This is a genomic window from Pandoraea pneumonica (assembly GCF_049918595.1).
Lineage (GTDB): Bacteria > Pseudomonadota > Gammaproteobacteria > Burkholderiales > Burkholderiaceae > Pandoraea > Pandoraea pneumonica_A.
The window spans coordinates 810,102-827,197 of the sequence record NZ_JBNCRZ010000001.1; the positions used below are offsets into that span (position 1 = coordinate 810,102).

18 protein-coding genes are annotated in these 17,096 nt (G+C 64.6%); 1 reads left to right on the forward strand and 17 read right to left on the reverse strand.

Translation table 11 applies throughout. The features are described from left to right. Positions 1-64 precede the first annotated feature (64 nt). The 17 genes from slmA to ACPWR9_RS03915 all read right to left on the reverse strand — a co-directional run bounded on the left by slmA (position 65) and on the right by ACPWR9_RS03915 (position 16,210). Positions 65-721 (reverse strand): nucleoid occlusion factor SlmA, encoded by a 657-nt coding sequence (gene slmA / locus ACPWR9_RS03835; RefSeq protein WP_150679680.1) that lies wholly within the window; start codon positions 719-721, stop codon positions 65-67. A 10-nt stretch (positions 722-731) separates the two neighbouring features. After that, positions 732-1,550 carry an HAD-IA family hydrolase gene (locus tag ACPWR9_RS03840; RefSeq protein ID WP_426296392.1) on the reverse strand — a complete coding sequence of 273 codons (819 nt, stop codon included), beginning with the start codon at positions 1,548-1,550 and terminating at the stop codon, positions 732-734. 168 nt (positions 1,551-1,718) lie between these two features. Then, positions 1,719-3,095, reverse strand: coding sequence for an MFS transporter (locus ACPWR9_RS03845; RefSeq protein WP_426296391.1), 1,377 nt, complete (start codon positions 3,093-3,095; stop codon positions 1,719-1,721). Positions 3,096-3,510: 415 nt separating this feature from the next. Next, complete coding sequence (locus tag ACPWR9_RS03850) at positions 3,511-4,557, reverse strand: porin (protein WP_426296631.1); 1,047 nt, start codon at positions 4,555-4,557, stop codon at positions 3,511-3,513. Positions 4,558-4,730: 173 nt separating this feature from the next. Further along, complete coding sequence (locus ACPWR9_RS03855) at positions 4,731-5,201, reverse strand: nuclear transport factor 2 family protein (protein ID WP_426296390.1); 471 nt, start codon at positions 5,199-5,201, stop codon at positions 4,731-4,733. Further along, positions 5,198-5,944 carry an alpha/beta fold hydrolase gene (locus ACPWR9_RS03860; RefSeq protein ID WP_426296389.1) on the reverse strand — a complete coding sequence of 249 codons (747 nt, stop codon included), beginning with the start codon at positions 5,942-5,944 and terminating at the stop codon, positions 5,198-5,200. Before ACPWR9_RS03860 ends, ACPWR9_RS03855 begins: the two co-directional genes overlap by 4 nt. Next, positions 5,941-7,077 carry a 4-oxalomesaconate tautomerase gene (locus tag ACPWR9_RS03865; protein WP_426296388.1) on the reverse strand — a complete coding sequence of 379 codons (1,137 nt, stop codon included), beginning with the start codon at positions 7,075-7,077 and terminating at the stop codon, positions 5,941-5,943. The genes ACPWR9_RS03860 and ACPWR9_RS03865 overlap by 4 nt, the downstream gene beginning before the upstream one ends. A 2-nt stretch (positions 7,078-7,079) precedes the next feature. Further along, complete coding sequence (locus ACPWR9_RS03870) at positions 7,080-7,784, reverse strand: 4-carboxy-4-hydroxy-2-oxoadipate aldolase/oxaloacetate decarboxylase (RefSeq protein WP_426296387.1); 705 nt, start codon at positions 7,782-7,784, stop codon at positions 7,080-7,082. Beyond that, the gene (locus tag ACPWR9_RS03875) at positions 7,781-8,539 is read right to left on the reverse strand and encodes a PIG-L deacetylase family protein (protein ID WP_217426945.1); all 759 of its coding nucleotides are present in this window, start codon (positions 8,537-8,539) and stop codon (positions 7,781-7,783) included. Before ACPWR9_RS03875 ends, ACPWR9_RS03870 begins: the two co-directional genes overlap by 4 nt. Before the next feature lie 50 nt (positions 8,540-8,589). After that, on the reverse strand, positions 8,590-9,300 hold the full coding sequence (locus ACPWR9_RS03880; RefSeq protein ID WP_426296386.1) for an ABC transporter ATP-binding protein: 711 nt from the start codon (positions 9,298-9,300) through the stop codon (positions 8,590-8,592). Further along, a complete protein-coding gene (locus ACPWR9_RS03885; RefSeq protein ID WP_426296385.1) occupies positions 9,293-10,042 on the reverse strand; it encodes an ABC transporter ATP-binding protein in 750 nt (249 codons plus the stop codon). The genes ACPWR9_RS03880 and ACPWR9_RS03885 overlap by 8 nt, the downstream gene beginning before the upstream one ends. Next, the gene (locus ACPWR9_RS03890; protein WP_426296384.1) at positions 10,039-11,100 is read right to left on the reverse strand and encodes a branched-chain amino acid ABC transporter permease; all 1,062 of its coding nucleotides are present in this window, start codon (positions 11,098-11,100) and stop codon (positions 10,039-10,041) included. Before ACPWR9_RS03890 ends, ACPWR9_RS03885 begins: the two co-directional genes overlap by 4 nt. 13 nt (positions 11,101-11,113) lie before the next feature. After that, complete coding sequence (locus ACPWR9_RS03895) at positions 11,114-11,986, reverse strand: branched-chain amino acid ABC transporter permease (RefSeq protein WP_426296383.1); 873 nt, start codon at positions 11,984-11,986, stop codon at positions 11,114-11,116. 82 nt (positions 11,987-12,068) lie between these two features. Beyond that, complete coding sequence (locus tag ACPWR9_RS03900; protein ID WP_426296382.1) at positions 12,069-13,265, reverse strand: ABC transporter substrate-binding protein; 1,197 nt, start codon at positions 13,263-13,265, stop codon at positions 12,069-12,071. A 394-nt stretch (positions 13,266-13,659) separates the two neighbouring features. Beyond that, positions 13,660-15,000: a LysR family transcriptional regulator gene (locus ACPWR9_RS03905; RefSeq protein WP_426296381.1), complete on the reverse strand. Its 1,341-nt coding sequence runs from the start codon at positions 14,998-15,000 to the stop codon at positions 13,660-13,662. Between the two features lie 14 nt (positions 15,001-15,014). Then, positions 15,015-15,374, reverse strand: a complete 360-nt coding sequence (locus ACPWR9_RS03910; RefSeq protein WP_426296380.1) for a protocatechuate 3,4-dioxygenase — start codon at positions 15,372-15,374, stop codon at positions 15,015-15,017. Then, on the reverse strand, positions 15,371-16,210 hold the full coding sequence (locus ACPWR9_RS03915; protein WP_426296379.1) for a gallate dioxygenase: 840 nt from the start codon (positions 16,208-16,210) through the stop codon (positions 15,371-15,373). The genes ACPWR9_RS03910 and ACPWR9_RS03915 overlap by 4 nt, the downstream gene beginning before the upstream one ends. Before the next feature lie 213 nt (positions 16,211-16,423). Here ACPWR9_RS03915 and ACPWR9_RS03920 point away from each other — a divergent pair, with 213 nt between their 5' ends. Then, a complete protein-coding gene (locus ACPWR9_RS03920; RefSeq protein WP_426296378.1) occupies positions 16,424-17,092 on the forward strand; it encodes a GntR family transcriptional regulator in 669 nt (222 codons plus the stop codon). The last annotated feature ends 4 nt before the right edge of the window (positions 17,093-17,096 follow it).

A 17,096-nucleotide genomic window follows, 5' to 3' on the forward strand; every position in this document is an offset into this window, starting at 1 on the left:
ACATAGGCTTGGCCGTCAGCAGACGCGACAAGGGCGAACGATGACGTTCGCCCTTGGTGAGGCCTTAGCGCAGCAGCGCCGCCACCTGCGGCTCAGCGCCTTCGGTCGGCGTGCGCTTGAAGCCGCTCTTGGCGAAACGGTGCCAGCGGCCCAGCACGTACGACACCAGCAAGTTCGCTCGCGAGTTCGCATCGAACGTTTCCGGCAGCGTGCCTTGTGCAGACGCCAGACGCAGCACCTGACGCAGCGACGCTTCGATGCGATCGAGCAACTGGTTCATGCGCTCTTGCAGGCGTTCATGCTCGCCCACCAGCGCTTCGCCCGTCAGCACGCGGGTCATCCCCGGGTTCTTCTCGGCGAAACCAAGCAGCATCAACACGATGGCGCGTGCTTGCGTCACACCGTCCTGATCCTGTGCGGAGATCTGATTGATCAGACCGAAAATGGTCTGTTCGATGAACTCGATGAGCCCTTCGAACATCTGGGCCTTGCTCGCGAAGTGGCGATAGAGCGCCGCTTCGGAGACATCCAGGCGCGCGGCGAGCGCGGCCGTGGTGATCTTCTCGCCCTTGGGCGTCTCGAGCATGGCCGCGAGGGTTTGCAGAACCTGCACACGGCGCTCGCCCGGCTTGGGGCGAGTGGTCTTCACCGGCGCGGGTGCGGCCTCCAGCGCATCGGCGGTGCCGTAACCGGCCCCGCTCGAAGAGTTTTCCTGCTGCATCGTCTGGTCGTTATCGGTAGGGATTTGATTGTCGGGCGGCCCGGGCGATGCGTCTCGCGCCGGCCCCGGTCGCAAGGCGCGCCCGTAACTCGCGCAGAGATTGTACTTTGATATCCACATAGTGTGGGCGCCCACTGCGCGGCATCACGTCGCCGTGGCTGTTTCTCGTCGGCAGATGGCCGGTAATCCATACCGTGCCGATGCCGAAATGCCGCAGGTGCTTCAAATGCGAGCGGGTGTCCTCGACCAGCCAAGTGCGGTGCGGCGCCAGCCCCTCTCGCACCAACAACCGGCGCAGCATGATCGCGTCCGGCTTGGCCCGCCACGCGCGGCGATCGGCCATGTCTTCGATGCTCACACACCGCTCGAAGTGTCGGCGAATTCCCAACGCATCGACAATCGCCATGGCGTAGCTTGCGGGGGCGTTGGTCAGCAGAATCTTGCGCCCGGGCAACCCGGCCAGCAGGCGTCCCAGCCCGCGCTCGGCGCGCAGCACCTCGGCCAGCGGCGGCAGCTCGTGCACGCGAGCCAGGAAGTCATGCGGGTCGATCGCGTGGTGCTTGATGAGGCCCAGCAGCACCGCGCCGTAACGTTGTGTATAGGAAAACCGCAGGTGATTCGCCACGTCGCGGGGCACGCCCAGCTTCTCTTCGATGTAGGCGGTCATCGCGCGGTTAATGCGCGGAAAGATCGCGTGCGACGCGCGATGTAGCGTGTTGTCGAGATCGAACAGCCAGACCGGGCCGCGTCCGCCGTGTTCGCTGCGGGCGCGGTTCGCCCGGCGGCGTCGGCTCAGTACGTGAGAAGGGGACACGGGGGACACCGGCATTTGGGAAGACGGCGCCCTGCGGGCACCGCAGCAGACCACGGAAAGGCAAGATGCTATCGCGCAAGCCCCGCTTTGACAAATCGGCTCAGCCAGCCTTATGCGCGCCATCCGTTCATCGCGTCGATGGCGAGCGCTCACCACGCTTGCCATCGCCATGCCCCGCACCGCCTACGCGCTTGCGTTGCCCTTCGCCCTCACCCGCAGTAGGCTCACGACACCACCCAGCGCAGCGAGCACCGTTGCCGCCACCATCGCGGCGCGGGCACCGTCATCGCCATAAACGTCGAAGAGCAGCGCGACGAGCGCCGCACCGAGCGTCATGCCCACGGTGCGCGCAATCGTCATCAGCCCGCTCGCCGCCCCACTGCGCTCACGCGGCGCGCCCATCATGATGATGCGGTTGTTGGGTGTCTGGAAGAAACCGAACCCCACGCCGCATATGGCCATGCGTGCGGCGATGCCCCAGTTCGAAGCGTCCGCGGGCAGCCAAGCGAGCGACGCCAATCCCACCGCAAACACGCCCAGCCCCAACGCGCTCATACGCGCGCTGTCGAAGCGGTCTGACCAGCGACCCGCGAGCGGGGCCACGAACACGATGACCAAAGGCCAAGGCGTAATCAACAGACCGGTCACCGCCTCGCTGCGCGCCATCGCGTGCTGCAACAGAAACGGCATGCCGACATACGACAACGTCTGCGCCATATAACAAGCGACCGACGTCAACGACGACAGCGCCAGCACCGGCACGCGCATCAGATCCAGCGGCAGCAAGGGCGCAGACTGCGCACGTTGATGCCGCACGAGAATGACAGCGACCACCAGCCCCAGCACAATCTGCAACGCAGCCACGCCATGGTGACCGGCCTCGCCCACGTGCCCCAGTCCGATGATGATGAGCGCGAGCGCCACGGCATTGAGCAACGCACCGGGCACATCGAGCCGCCGGTCAGCACCTGGCGTCGCGGGCAGGAAGCGCGACGACGCGGCGAACGCCGCCAGTCCGATCGGCAGATTGATCGCAAAGAGCCAACGCCAGTCGCCCAGCGAGAGAATCAGCGCGGCGGCACTCGGCCCCGCCGCCGTCGACAACGCCACCGTCAGCGCGAGCAATGAAATTGCCCGGCCACCCATATTCGGTGGAAAGACCATGCGAAGCAGCGCGGGCACGATGGTCGACATACACGCACCGCACAACCCCTGCACCACGCGCGCCGCAACCAACCACGCCAAGTTCGGCGCAAGCGCACACCCGAGCGACGCGACCGTGAAACCAGCCACCCCGAACAGAAACACGCGCCGATAGCCGAGCTTCTCACCCAACGCGGCGAGCGGCAGCACGGCCATGGCGAAGATCAATTGATAAGCGTTGACGACCCACACCGTCGCCGCGGGGTCGGCCACCAAATCGCGCGCGATGGTCGGTAGCGCGACGTTGGCGATCGAGGCGTCGAGATTGCCAAGGAAGGTGCCGAGCAGAATCGACGGCACGGCGATGCGCCGCGCACGGGCGCTCAGTCCGTCGGCCAGTGGCGCGGGAGAAGGCATGGATTGGGTCACGCTTTTGGACATGCGCAGATTACCGGAAATGCGTGAAACGCGAGAGGCAGGCGCGCCGACGCGAGCCAAGCTGCCGAGCGAGCCGGCAAGGAAAAATGGACGGCCCGGGAGAACGGTTGACTGAACCACCCGGGCCGGGCAGGAAGATCGCGTGCGGTGGTGCAGCTCGGGGAATGTACGGCTGCACACGGAACGGCCACGCGACGTCTGCCGGATCACTCTCTCGTGGTGCGCGGCACCGCCACCACGTCGTATGCCGCAGCAAGAGGGAGTGACGCGGTGCCGCGCGTCATGTGAACCGCCCCCCCGGACGAATTCACGCGCGCAGCACCGCGTATCTGGCTAACGCGAACCGAGGCTCGCGTCAGAACATCGACAACAAAACGACAACGGGATGGCCCGATCAGAACGTGTGCTGAATGCCCAGCATCGTGCCGAACTGGTTGCCGCCCGTGACCACCGAGCCGCCAGCCGCAATCGCCACGGCGCCGTTCTGGCTATTCGCCACCCAGCCAGCCATGCCGTACAGCGACGTACGCTTGGACAGCGAGTACGTGGCGCGCCCGATCAGCATCGTCGCGTTGGCACGGCTCTTGAGTTGGTAACGGATCGCCTGTGCATCGAACGCCCACGTGATCGTCGGCAAATACGTGAAGCCGATGAAGTAGATGTCCGAGCGCAGCGACGCGGCATCGGCGCTCACGTTGCGGTGAATCCAGCCACCGCCCACGCGGCCCGTCGACCACTTGTAGTACGCGTTAATCACCGAGTGCGAATCGGTGTATTGCGAGCTCGTCAGCGGTGCCGCCGCGCCCGTGTTGCCGCGCATCTGGTCGTACGATGCCGAGATACCGAAGTTCTCGTAGTCGTAGCCGATCAAGCCCGTGAATTGCTTACACGCCTGGTAGTTGCCTGCCACGTTGCCCGCGCAGTTCGTCGCCGACGGCCCGCCAGCGCTCGACGCATCGCGCCCGAAGCTGTAGGTCGCGCCCAGCGTCACGCCGGAGAACTTGCCCATGTAGCCGATGGCGCTGTCGCTGCGCGCATTGGCGATGTACGGATCGATACTCGCGAGAGAGAAGATCGACGGTCCGATCACGTCGGCGTTACCGGTCACGTAGAACGTCATGTTGTTCTGACGGCCGATGAGCAGCGTGCCCCACGAACTCGACAGACCGACGTTCGCCTGACGGCCGAACAGACGTCCACCGTAGTTCAGGCTACCCGTGCCCGGCTGGAAGCCGTTTTCCAACGTGAAGACGGCCTTGAGACCACCGCCCAGATCTTCCACACCCTTGAAGCCGAAGCGCGACGGCACCTTGCCGGTGAGCGTCGGTTCGCCAACGAAGCTGCCGCCGTTGGCAGCATTGTTGTAATAGGCGATACCGGTGTCGATAATGCCGTACACCGTGACGTTGCTTTGGGCTTGTGCCAGGCCTGCACCCAGCATCAGGCCAGCGGCCAATGCGTATTTCAATTTCACTTCTGTCCCCTTGTTTTATAAATACACAGCTACTACCCCACGCCAAACGTCGGACTGATGGCGTCAACGCGCCGGCCCGCCTTTTGACTTCTTTTTCCCTGCTACCTCCAAATTGCCCATCAAGCGCGGCGCGTGACCCCTCACGCGTCGCGCACAAGCGTGAACCGCGCTTCGCGTCGTGCGATGCGCCAGCCTTGTGCCGTCTTCACGAACGTGTCCTCGAACTCGCCCATGACCTGACGGCCCTGCGCCGGGCGGCCAAACGGCCCCGGTGCGTCTTGTGTCGAACCGCTCCACAGCAGCACCGTGCTGCTGCCGATGGCGCTGGTCGCTGACGTCACGTCGATCAGCACATTGCCGACGAGATGGCGCGTCATCCGCTCGGCAGGGCGATCGGCGTAGGCCGCTGCGATCGCTGCGGGCCCGACCAACGGCTCGCCGCCCGGGCGCACGAGCACACCCTTCTCCGCAAACAAAGCGCCCAGTCCCTGCGGATCGCGCCGGTCGTTGCAGGCGGCAAAGCGCATCACGAGGTCCTGACACGCCTGCTTGGCGAGCATCGCGTCGAGCGTGTTCTGATCGATGGTGTGTGTCATATCGAGAGAGGTCATGCCTGCGCTCCGGCCATGCCGTGGGCGGGTGTATCGAGCCACGCCTGCAATGCGGCGGCCACGGCTTGCGGGCGCTCCATCGGGCTCATGTGGCCGCTGTCTTCGATCACGCTCAGCGTCGCGCCGGGAATCGTCGCGGCCATGATTTCGTGACGGGCGAGCGGGCTCCATGTGTCTTGACGGCCGCACAGCACAAGCGTCGGGCAACGAATGCCCGCGAGTTGCGGCGTGGCTTCAGGACGGCCCAACAGCGCGTGAATTTGCGCAGCGAATTGATCGGGGTTGCTGCGCTCGATCATGTCGAGAATCGCGGCGAACAACGGTGTGCCGATCTGGTCCGGATGCACCATGCCGGTGGCCCAGACCTGCCCCATCGCGCGCATACCGGCGTCGCGCGAGCGTGCGAGCAACGCGGCGCGTCCGGCACGTTCTTTCTCGGCGGCTTCGCCTTCCGGTAATGCCTGATAACCCGTGTCGAGCAACGCGAGATGCGTGACGCGCTCGGGTGCGAGACGCACCACTTCCAGCGCAATGCGCCCGCCCATCGAATGTCCCGCCACGGCAAAGCGCGGCTCGGCGACGCTGGCGAGGACGTGGCGTGCCATCGCTTCGATGGAATCGAGCATGCCCCACGCGGGCACGCGGCAATCGTGTTCCGGCAACAACGCAGCGGTGGCGGCCCACGCCACCTGATCGCAGAGCAAGCCGGGAAGCATGAGCAACGGGGGACGTGCGGTGCTCATGCCCGCCCTCCCTGCGCCCAGACGCTACGGGGTATGCACACCTGCCCGTCGAAGAGCCAGCGCGCGGTGCGCAGCAACCCAGCGCCCGTGACTTCGCTGTCTCCGGTCTCGCTACGCGCGAGCGTCAGGCGCACGGTGAATTCACCGGTCGGATGTTCGATAGACATCAGCGGTGCGACGTCATCCGGCACCACGGCCAAGTCGTGACAGACGGTGCCCGGCAAGGCGGCCGCCGTCGCCACACTCACCGCCGCCAGCACGCCGATCGACGAGTGGCAACGATGCGGAATAAAGCAACGCGTGAGCAACGCCCCGCCCGCTTGCGGCGGTGCCACGAGGCACATCTTGGGCACCGTGCGCGAGCGCACGTCGCCAAGATTCATGCGCGGGCCAACGGCGAGTCGAATGGCTTCGATCTTTTCGCGCATTGCCTGAAACTGCGCACCGGTCTCGAGTTGTTCGCACGACTCGGTACCCGTGCCGCCCAGATCGGCAGCGCGCATCAGCACCAGCGGCATGCCGTTGTCGATGCACGTCACCGCAACACCGTCGACGACGTCCTGACGTGCGCCCGTCGGGAATAATTCACCGCACGTCGAGCCAGCAGTGTCGCGGAACATCAGCGGAATCGGCGCCGCGGTGCCCGGCACACCATCAATGGCGATGTCGCCGTCGTACTTCACCGAGTCAGCGGGCGTCTGTACGGTCGCGAGCGCCACTTGCCCCGTGTTGACCATATGAATCGCAACATCGGTCACATCGCCCGCGACGGCGACGAGACCGCGTTCGATAGCAAACGGCCCGACGCCAGCAAGCAAGTTGCCGCAGTTCTGTCCGTAATCGACACGCGCTTCGTCGACCACGACTTGGGCGAAGAGATAGTCGACGTCGGCATCGGGCCGCGTCGCGCGCGAGACAATCGCGACCTTGCTGGTCAGCGGATCGGCACCGCCCATACCGTCGATCTGTCGCGCGTCGGGCGAGCCCATCGCAGCGAGCAGCACCGCATCGCGCGTGGCGGCATCGCCAGGCAAGTCGTCGGCGAGAAAATACAGGCCCTTCGACGTGCCGCCGCGAATGACCGCCGCGTCGATGCGTGTTTGCGAGTGCTTCACGAGTTCACCCACGCTCATCGTCACTCGCCCTGCAATTCGTCGAGCGAGTCGACATAGCGCAGGCCTTTGGCGGCCAGACGCTCGCGCATCTTGTAATAGTCCAGCCCCAACGTGCCGCCAGCGAGCACGCCGCGCTTGTAGGCTTCGTCGGCACCGCGTGCCGCTGCCGCCTTCGCGACGGCCTGCGCCGTGGCGTAAGGCACGACGGTCACGCCGTCGTCATCCGCCACGATCACGTCGCCGGGGTTCACGATCTGGTTCGCGCACACCACCGGCACGTTCACTGAACCGAGGGTTTCCTTCACGGTGCCTTGCGAGGAGATCGCCTTCGACCAGACCGGGAACTTCATCTCGGTGAGCGTGGCGATATCGCGGCAGCCCGCATCGATCACAAGCCCAGCGACGCCGCGTGCTTTCATCGACGTGGCGAGCAAGTCGCCGAAGTAACCGTCGTCGCACGGAGAGGTCACGCCGACGACCACGATGTCGCCCGGCTGTGCTTGTTCGACAGCGACGTGCAGCATCCAGTTATCCGACGGCGGTGCCAGCACGGTCACGGCGCTGCCTGCCACGGCGGCACCTGCGTAGATGGGACGCATATACGTCGCCATCAGGCCGAGACGGCTCTGCGCCTCGTGCACGGTTGCGCTGCCTGCGCTGCGCAGAATGTCGAGCGTAGCGGCATCGACGCGGGGAATTTGACGAACGACGACGCCGCGAATCATGACAGTTGCTCCGTAACGACGGGCGTCAGACGCATGAGCCCTTCTGCATATTTGATGTCGCGTGAGGCCGTGATGCCGATGTTGCGCTTGGCCTGCACGCCGCGCTGCAAGGCCACGCGCGTGTAGTAATCCCAGAGGTGCTCTTGCCCGGCCATGCATTCGATGGCGGCGCGCTTCGTTTCCCACACCGGGGTGATGTCGACGAAGGTGTTGGGAATCCACTCGCACTGTTCGGTCTGATGCGGCTCGAACGCCAGCACAGCGGGCGCGCCGATCACTTTCTCGCCCGGCTTGTGGCCTTCGGCCTGTGCAATCACCCGGGCTTCCTGCGTGACGTGCATCGCGAGCGGATGGTCGAAGTTGTAGGGGTCTTTCTCCGAATGGCTCAGCACGAACGACGGCTGCAACTCGCGATAGATATCGACGAGCCGGAACAGCGTCTCGTCGGACACGCGCATCGGGTAGTCGCCGATATCGAGGAATTCGATCTCCGCGCCGAGAATGTCGGCTGCGCGTTGCGCTTCTTCACGGCGTGCCGCTTTGACCTTCGCTTCGGTCATCTCTGCGCCTTTGCGCCAGAGCTTGGCCGACTCGCCGCGCTCGCCGAACGAGAGGCACACGACCTTCATGCGATAACCCTGCGCCACATGCGTGGCGATGGTGCCCGCCGCGCGCCAGACGAAGTCTGCCGAGTGGGCGCTGACGACAAGGCCGGACAGGCCCGTCGTGTTCGTGTTGTTCTGTGATGTCGTCATGATGTTCCGTCGATTCCTAATGCGTATCGCTTACGGCCGTGCCCCGGCGATCAAACGCTTTCCAACCCAACCAGCGCGCCGAGCAATTCCGGCGACGCGGCGAGCTCGCTGCTGCGTCCTGCCCAAACCTCACGGCCCCGGTCGAGCACCAGCGCGCGGTCGGTCAGCTCCAGCCCCAATTCCGCGTGCTGCTCCACCAGCACCACACCCATGCCGCCATCCGCGCGCAGCTTCCAGAACGCATCGACCAGTTGGTCGACGATCACCGGCGCGAGTCCTTCGAACGGCTCGTCGAACAGCACCACACGGGGGTTGCCGATCAGAGCGCGGCCGATGGCGAGCATCTGTTGCTCGCCGCCGGAGAGTTGATTGCCGAGGTTGCGACGGCGCTCGGCCAGGCGCGGGAACAGGTCGTACACGCGCTCCAGCGTCCATGCGTCGCCCATCGCCGAGACTTGCAGGTTCTCTTCGACGGAGAGCGACTTGAAGATCTCGCGCTCCTGCGGCACCAAGGCGAGCCCGGCGCGCGCCCGTTTGTACGCAGGCCAATGCGAGATGTCGTTTTCCAGATAGCGAATCACGCCGCCGTGGCGCGTGGTCAGTCCGAGCAGACTAAGCAGCAACGTGCTCTTGCCCACGCCGTTACGGCCAAGAATGGCGATGGCTTCGCCAGCGGCGACGCGCAGGCTCAAGTCTTCGAGCACGATGGTTTCGCCGTAGCCCGCAGAGAGGCCACCGGCTTCAAGCAGGATGTCAGTCATGGCGACGCCCCAGATAAATGTCACGCACTCGCGGGTCGCGGCGCACTTCTTCCTTCTCGCCTTCCATCAGCACCGCACCTTCCACCAGCACGGTGATACGGCGCGCGAAGCGGAAGACCAGATCCATGTCGTGCTCGATGACCATCACCGCCACGTCTTCGGGCAGGCGTTCAAGCAAATCGAACAGCTTGCGGCCCTGCCCGGACGGCACACCGGCGACGGGCTCGTCGAGCAGCAGCACCTTCGGATCGAGCGCGAGACCGAGTGCGATTTCCACTTGACGGCGTTGGCCGTAAGCGAGTTCGTCGATACGGCGGCCAGCGAGATCGAGCATGCCCAGCGCGCGCAGACGCTCGGCGGCTTCTTCCACCACCGCAGGACGATTCGCCAACGGCTTGCCGATGCAACCATCGAGACCGCGACGCGACGTGAGCGCCAGCGCAACGTTCTCGGCCACGGTCAGCGTGTTGAACAGCGTGTTGAGCTGGAACGTGCGCGCCAGCCCCAGCTTCACTCGCTTATGCGAAGCCATCGACGTGACGTCCGTGCCCCCCACGCGTACCACGCCCGAGTTGGGCTTGAGCACACCGGTCAGCAGGTTCATCAGCGTGCTTTTGCCCGCGCCGTTCGGGCCGATCAGTGCATGGCGTGCACCGGCTTGCAGCGACAGGCTGACGTTGCGCGTGACATCGAGCTGGCCGAAGCGCTTCGACAGTCCTTGAATTTCGAGTGCGGCGCTCACGGCGTCACCTCCTTGTCCGTGTTCGCCTTGGCATTCGTTTCGGCGGGCGCGGGCACGTTGCGACGGCGCGCACGCAATGCAAAGCGATCGACCACACCGATCAACCCGTCCGGCGCGAAGCGCACCACGACGATCAGCAGCACGCCCAGCGCCGCCAGCCAGTTCGTCGGGTCGATCGCCGCGATACGGTCGGACAGCACCATGAACACCACTGCGCCGAGCACTGCGCCGTAGAGGCGTCCGGTGCCGCCCAGTGCGAGCATGACCAGCACGTTGGCGGACAGCGTGAACGAGAGCGTGTCGAGGGCAACGATGTTGTTGACCTGCGCGGAGAGCGCACCGGCCACACCGGCAACGGCAGCCGCAATCGTGTAGAGCATCAGGCGACGAAAGCCCACGCGCACACCGAGCAGCGACATCCGCATAGCGTTCTCGCGAATGCCTTGCACCGTGAGGCCGAACGGCGAATTCACGAGGAATTGCGTGAATAAGAAGACCACCACCAGCACCACGAGCGCATAGAGATACGCCGTGTGCCCGTAGATATCGAACTCGAACAGGCCTAGCACCGGCGCGATGGTGTAGCCGGTCAGACCGTCGTCGCCCATCGTGATCGACTTGGCGATGTTGCCCGCTTCATACAGCAGCGTGGCGCACGCGAGCGTGAGCATGATCTGCGTCAGCCCGCTCACGCGCAGCACGACGATGCCGGTAATCAGGCCGACCACTGCTGCAACGACGGCACCCGCAACAAGCCCCAGCAACGGATTGGGTGAGACATGCAGCGCGAACAAACCAGCGGCATAAGCCCCGCTGCCGAAGAACGCCGCATGGCCGAGCGTTTCGATACCGCAGTAGCCCTGCACGAGATCGAGCGAGAGCGCGAAGATGATCATGATCACCACGCTCGTAGCAAGCGCGAGATACAGATCGGCGAAGAAGTACGTGGCAACGGCGGCCACCAGCAGGAACGCGTCGAGCATGCCAAGCCGTTTGCGGCGCAGCGCCAGGGCGACCTGGGCCACACCGGCCAGCGTCGAGGGATTCGTGTTTTGCATCGTCACCCTCCGCTCACGCACGGCCGACCAACCCTTGCGGGCGGATCAGCAGAATGGCCAGCACGGCCAGATAAATCATGAAAGCGCCGAGTGCAGGCACGTAGTAGCGCCCCAGCGTATCGATCAGACCGAGCAGCAGACCCGCGTACAGCGAGCCGCGCAGGCTGCCCAGACCGCCCGCAGCCACCACGATCAGCACCAGCACGAGGTACTTGAGGCCGTAGTACGGCTCCAGCGGCAGAATCTGGCTCGAGAGCGCACCGCCCAGACCCGACAAGCCGCAACCGATGGCGAACGTGATCGAGAACACGAGCGGCACGTCGATGCCGACGCAACGCGCCATGCGCGGGTTATCGACGGCAGCGCGCAGCTTGGCGCCGAACGGCGTGCGCTCCAGCCCCCACCAGATACCGAGGGCGACGACCGCGCTGCACACCAGCGCGAAGATGCGATAAATCGAGACCGAGAAGCCGCCGAAGTCCCACGTGCCGCGCAGCCCCTGCGGCACCGGAATGGTTTGCAGCTCCGTCCCGGCGAGGTGCTTGGCGATGGCGCAGATGATGAACGCCAGCCCGATCGTCATGAGCAACTGCCCGAGACCGTTCGCGGTGTAGACCCAGCGATACAGCGTGCGCTCGAGTACAGCACCGAGCACCATCGTGCCGGCCACGCCGACGAGCAGTGCGACGAAGAAGTCGAGCCCTGCGTGTTGCATGGCCCACAAGGTGAAATAGCCGCCGATCATCGCGAAAGCGGAGTGCGCGAGGTTGACTACGCGCATCACGCCGAGCGTGACGGTGAGACCGACAGAGATGAGAAACAGCAGCATCCCGTAGGCCACGCCGTCGATCGACAACGACAGGAAGGTGGCAAGCGATTGCGTCATGAGGAATTACCGGGGGCGGGGGGAGCGAGCGCGTGGGCGCTCGCTGTCACATCGATTGCGGTGAAAGCTTCGATTGCGTGGATTACTTGGCCGCCACTTGCGGGTGGCTGATGTGCCACGGCTCGACCACCGACTTGAACGTCTCGATGGGCTTGTTGCCGAGCTTGCCGTCGATGGTTTCCACGCGGCGGATGTACACGTTCTGAATGATTTCGCGCGTCTTCGGGTCGATCGACACCGGCCCGCGAGCGCTCGTCCAGGCGTAGCCCTTCACGGCGGCGATGGCCTTATCTGCGTCCTTCTTGCCCTTGGTCGCCTTGATCATCTGTGCGATGAGCGTCATCGAGTCGTAGGCCGACACCGAAGCGATCGACGGCAGTGCGCCCGGACCGTACTTCGCCTTGTAGGCCTTCACGAACGCCACGTTTTCCGGCGACGTGAGGAACGGCGAGTAGTGCAGCGCGGTGATCGTGCCCAGTGCGCTGTCGCCAATGGCGGGCAAGTCGGACTCCATCGTCTCCGTGGTGGCGAAGAGCTGGATGCCTGCCTTGTCGAGTTCGCGTTCCTTGAAGGCCTTCACGAAACCGGCCGACATCGGGCCCACCGGCATAAACATGAAGACGGCTTCGGGCTTGGCATCGCGCACGCGTTGCAGGTAGCTCGAGAAGTCCGTCGTGCCCAGCGGCACCTTCACTTCGACGCTGATCTTGCCGCCGGCTTTCTTGAAGGTTTCCGAATAAGCGTCGATGGCGTCGTAGCCCGTGGCGAAGTCGGCCACCACGATGGCGGCGTTCTTGATGCCCTTGCTCGCAGCGTATTCAACGAGCGGCACGCTCACGGTCCATTGCGTAAAGCCCGTGCGCACGAAGTACGGCGACTTGAGCGTCACGCTCGACGTGCCCGAGTTACCGATCACGAGCGGCGTCTTGGTCTGGTTGGCCACGTCCGCCATCGCCAGCACGTTCGGCGTGAACGAGCCGCCGAACAGGTATTGCACCTGATCGCGCACCACGAGCTCTTGTGCGAGCTGACGCGTGCGTTGCGGGTTCACACCGCCTTCGTCGCGCTCGAGAATCACGAGCGTGTCGTCGCCGACCTTGTTCTTGTTCTGGTCCATCCACAGGTTGATACCGCGGCGGTACTCGGTGCCCCACCACGAGGCCGAGCCGGAGAACAGGCCCAGCACGCCGATCTTGATATCGTCGGCGCGAGCCGCCATAGCGGTGAACTGGCAAACGCTCGCAAGTGCCACAGCGAGCCACAAGTGGCGCTTCATCATGGTGTCGTCTCCTCGTCGGCGTCGCGCGCCGCTCCGTTTTTTGGTGAGGTCCGCGCCGGGAAGGCGGGCCTTTTCGATGATGTCCGGAACAGCTTAGGCAGCCGAAATGGTGGCGTCGAATGAAAGTCCCGCGTCGAGCGTTGCGTTTTTCGTATATCCCCGAGATTTCCCCTACGTAATCGAGGGATTTCAGGCACGGTAATTTCGCGCTGCGGGACACACGCGACGCCACCGGTGGAAGGCCCGCAGCATAAGGCTGTGCGGGCGGGTGGCAATACGCGGGTTAAGGAGAGAGGCGCACTCGCGCGAGCGAGTCGCGCGACATGCAAGTCATGGCGAATCCGGCGAATTTCGCCGCGCTCGCCAGACGTATCGTGCGGGCGTGCCGCACGGGTCAGTTCGGGTGCATGACCGACGGAGCCAATGCCCGCAATTCGTCGAGCAGTTGTTCGGCCGCCGGTGAGAGCAGACCGTCGCGGCGCATTGCGAGACCGATCGCGCGGCGCGCATGCTGAAGCGGCACTGGCACGACGACCAGTTCGCCTGTGCGCAACTCCGACGTGATCTGCACCGGAGAGAGCAACGCGAGCCGGTCGCTGGACAGCAACAGTCCGCGCACCACTGGTGAACTGCTCGCGTGCACCTGCGTCTGCGGCAACGTCAGCCCTTCTGCACGGAACACGCGCTCGAACACGCCACGCGCGGGCGTGCACGGCAACGGACTCACCCAGCCGTACTGCGCCAGTTCTGCCAGCGTGGGTTCGCGGCCCATCGTCAGACACGGATGGCCCGCACGCGCGACCACCGACAGGTGATCTTCGAAGAGCGCTTCCTGCCGGATATCGGCGGGGACGTCGTTCGCACGTAGCGCGCCGACGATCATGTCGACATCGGCTTGTCGCAACTGACGCACCAGCGCTTCGTAAGTCCCGTCGACCACCGTCACCGTGAGATACGGCGACTTGTGCAGCAGGCTGTCGATGGCCTTCGGCAACAGAAAACCGCTCGACAACGGCAGCGCGGCGACGATCACCGTGCCTTGCTGACGTCCGCCGAACGGGGCGAGTTCGTCCTCGGCAATCGCCAGCTCCGCGAGTGCGCGCTTGACCGGACCGAGGAGCGCCTGTGCTTCGTCGGTCAGACGCGTGCCGCGCGGCGTGCGCCGAAACAGCTTGATACCGATGAGGTCCTCAAGCTGATCGAGATTGCGTTGAATCGTCGGCTGCGAGCATTGCAACCGGTTCGCGGCGAGCGATCCGCTGCCCAGTTCCGCCACGGCGATAAAACTGGTGAGTTGCTGAGGTGCTACCACCGCGGCGAAGCGGCTCGCCGCACGCGCGCCGCCATCGGCCTGCGACGCGGTGGCCGCGAAAGCTTCGCGATAACCGTTAGCCAGCTCCGCCAATGCACGCGTTGCCCGCACGCCCAGACGCTGTCCTGCGGCGTTCGGAATCAGGCCGCGCCCGCTGCGATGAAACAGCGGGAAACCCAGTTCTGCTTCGATATCGGAAATCGAACGGGCCACCGCCGACTGCGACAGATGCAACATGCGCGCCGCCCGTGCGACGGAATCGCATTCCAGCACGGCAACCATCGCACGCAAGCCGCGCAACTTGCGGCACAGCAGCGTGGCGTCGTTGTTCTGCGGCGCACGGCTCCACGTGCCGCGCTCGTGACAGGCAAGGCTCGACGTCGGCGGCGCGTTGGTGAGACTGATGACGGTGTCGATCGACATGCAGGGTGTCCGGCTTAGCGCATCGTCGGCACGCGACGCGTTGCCATAAAGTCGTCGAACGACTCGCCACGCATGATCGCGTACACCTCCAGATTGGTCTTGCGCACCACCCGTGCGAACTTCTCCAGCACGAAGAAGTTCACGCCGTGACGCACGAGCCCAAGCCAGTCTTGCGCTTGCACCAGCGCCTGTTCCTCGGCGGACAACCCCGCTGCCGTCATCGCCGCGACCGGATCGTTCAAATACGTCTCGCGGTTCTCGGCGCGAATCATGTGCCAGAAGAAGCGGTTGAGCGCCAACGTGCGGTTGCTCACGCGCAAGTCGAATGCGTAAGTCCCGGTGATCGTCTCGATGCCTTCGAGTTGCGGATTCATGCGGCCTCCTCGTAGAGCGCGACGGTCATGGCCGTAGTGGTGGCCAAGTAGTAGTTCAGGTGCAGGCGTTTGATGTTCGGGCCGAGCGCGCCGCGCATCGACAGCCACATGATTTGCTCGACGCTTTCCGCGCCGCCACGACGCACGTAGTCCACATGCTTGAGTTCGGCCAGCGTCTCGGGTTCGTGTTGAAGCAGCTCGAGGAATTCGCGGTCCCACGACTCATCGTTGAAGCCCGTGCGCTCGCCGTGAATCTGGTGCGAGAGACCGCCGGTGCCGACGACAACCACGCGCAGATCTTCCGGATACGACTCGATGGCGCGACGCACCGCCTGCCCCAGCCGGTAGCAGCGGCGGCCCGTGGGCAGCGGGTACTGCAACACGTTGATGGCGATGGGTACAACCGTGCCCGGCCAGTCCGGCTTATGCGGCCAGAGCAGCGGCAGCGGCGAAGCACAGCCGTGATCGATGGGTTTGTCCTGGAAGACGGTGATGTCGAACTCGTCGTTCACGAGCGACTCGGCAATGTGCGCCTGCAACGCCACGTCGCCGCGAATCGGCGGCAGCGGACGCAACCCGGCCCCTTCGTCGGCAATCGGGAACGACTCGCCCACGCCCAGCGCGAACGTCGGGTACATGTCGAAGAAGAACGTCGTGGCGTGATCGTTATAGAAAAACACAAGCACGTCGGCTTGCTTCTCGGCGAGCCACTTCGCGACAGGTTCATAGCCCTGAAACAGCGGTGCCCACGCGGGATCCTGCTGCTTGCCCTTGTCGTACGCCACGCCGATGGTCGGCACGTGCGACGTGCCAATCCCCCCAATGATCTTTGCCACGATAAGTCTCCGTCTCTTGTCTTGTAGTGCCGAGAGGGCGCCGTGGTCGTGCATGGCTCCCCCCGCATTTATGCAGGGCCGAGTCTATACGGGATCCCATATTTGCATAAACAAGGGTATCTACTGATGCGTTTTGTAATTACGGGATCCCATAATGAAAAAAGCCGGAATCTTGGAGACCGGCAACGCCATCCAGCGATCACAAGGAAACGCATGCTGCACCCCACGCCGACCACCGTTCAACTGCGCGAGATGATTCTCAAGGGCGAGCTCGCCCCCGGCGAACGCCTTGCGGAAGCGAAGCTCGCTGAGCAACTCGGGGTCTCGCGTATGCCGATACGGCAAGCGCTGCCGGTACTCGCCGAAGAAGGGTTGGTGGTGCGTGCCGGACAACGCGGTTACGCCGTGCGCGCTCACACGCGAGATGAGAGCGTCGAAGCGCTGCACCTGCGGGGCGCGCTCGAAGGCTACGCCGCACGCCTGCTCGCAGAGAAAGGCGCGAGCGCCGAGTTGTTGAAGCAACTGCGCGAGTTGCTCGCCGAAGGCGACGCCCTGCTGGCCGATCACACGATGACGCCGGAGGTGCAAATTGGCTACGCCTCGCTCAATGCGCGCTTTCACGATCTGCTCGTGACCGGTGCGCATAACCCGTTGCTCGAGGGCTTTATCGCTCGCTGCAATCTGGTGCCGTTCGTGGCACCCCGCACGGTGGCGTTCGGTCACGAAGACCGTCGCCAATACGCAGACATCATCGCGTATGCGCATCGCCAGCATCACGCCATCGTCGAGGCGATTGCTGCGCGTCAGCCTGACCGTGCCGAATTCATGTGCCGCGAGCACATCGTGACGCAAGAACACAGCATGGGGGCGCAGTTGCTCTGAGGCG

Bases quoted from the DNA above. Each gene is read 5' to 3' on its own strand.
- ACPWR9_RS03920 (WP_426296378.1), top strand. From the start codon at position 16,424: ATGCTGCACCCCACGCCGACCACCGTTCAACTGCGCGAGATGATTCTC.
- ACPWR9_RS03895 (WP_426296383.1), bottom strand. From the start codon at position 11,986: ATGACGCAATCGCTTGCCACCTTCCTGTCGTTGTCGATCGACGGCGTG.
- ACPWR9_RS03890 (WP_426296384.1), bottom strand. From the start codon at position 11,100: ATGCAAAACACGAATCCCTCGACGCTGGCCGGTGTGGCCCAGGTCGCC.
- ACPWR9_RS03870 (WP_426296387.1), bottom strand. From the start codon at position 7,784: ATGATTCGCGGCGTCGTCGTTCGTCAAATTCCCCGCGTCGATGCCGCT.
- slmA (WP_150679680.1), bottom strand. From the start codon at position 721: ATGCAGCAGGAAAACTCTTCGAGCGGGGCCGGTTACGGCACCGCCGAT.
- ACPWR9_RS03855 (WP_426296390.1), bottom strand. From the start codon at position 5,201: ATGACCTCTCTCGATATGACACACACCATCGATCAGAACACGCTCGAC.
- ACPWR9_RS03880 (WP_426296386.1), bottom strand. From the start codon at position 9,300: ATGACTGACATCCTGCTTGAAGCCGGTGGCCTCTCTGCGGGCTACGGC.
- ACPWR9_RS03910 (WP_426296380.1), bottom strand. From the start codon at position 15,374: ATGAATCCGCAACTCGAAGGCATCGAGACGATCACCGGGACTTACGCA.
- ACPWR9_RS03865 (WP_426296388.1), bottom strand. From the start codon at position 7,077: ATGAGCGTGGGTGAACTCGTGAAGCACTCGCAAACACGCATCGACGCG.
- ACPWR9_RS03875 (WP_217426945.1), bottom strand. From the start codon at position 8,539: ATGACGACATCACAGAACAACACGAACACGACGGGCCTGTCCGGCCTT.
- ACPWR9_RS03905 (WP_426296381.1), bottom strand. From the start codon at position 15,000: ATGTCGATCGACACCGTCATCAGTCTCACCAACGCGCCGCCGACGTCG.
- ACPWR9_RS03850 (WP_426296631.1), bottom strand. From the start codon at position 4,557: ATGCTGGGTGCAGGCCTGGCACAAGCCCAAAGCAACGTCACGGTGTAC.
- ACPWR9_RS03860 (WP_426296389.1), bottom strand. From the start codon at position 5,944: ATGAGCACCGCACGTCCCCCGTTGCTCATGCTTCCCGGCTTGCTCTGC.
- ACPWR9_RS03845 (WP_426296391.1), bottom strand. From the start codon at position 3,095: ATGCCTTCTCCCGCGCCACTGGCCGACGGACTGAGCGCCCGTGCGCGG.
- ACPWR9_RS03840 (WP_426296392.1), bottom strand. From the start codon at position 1,550: ATGCCGGTGTCCCCCGTGTCCCCTTCTCACGTACTGAGCCGACGCCGC.
- ACPWR9_RS03900 (WP_426296382.1), bottom strand. From the start codon at position 13,265: ATGATGAAGCGCCACTTGTGGCTCGCTGTGGCACTTGCGAGCGTTTGC.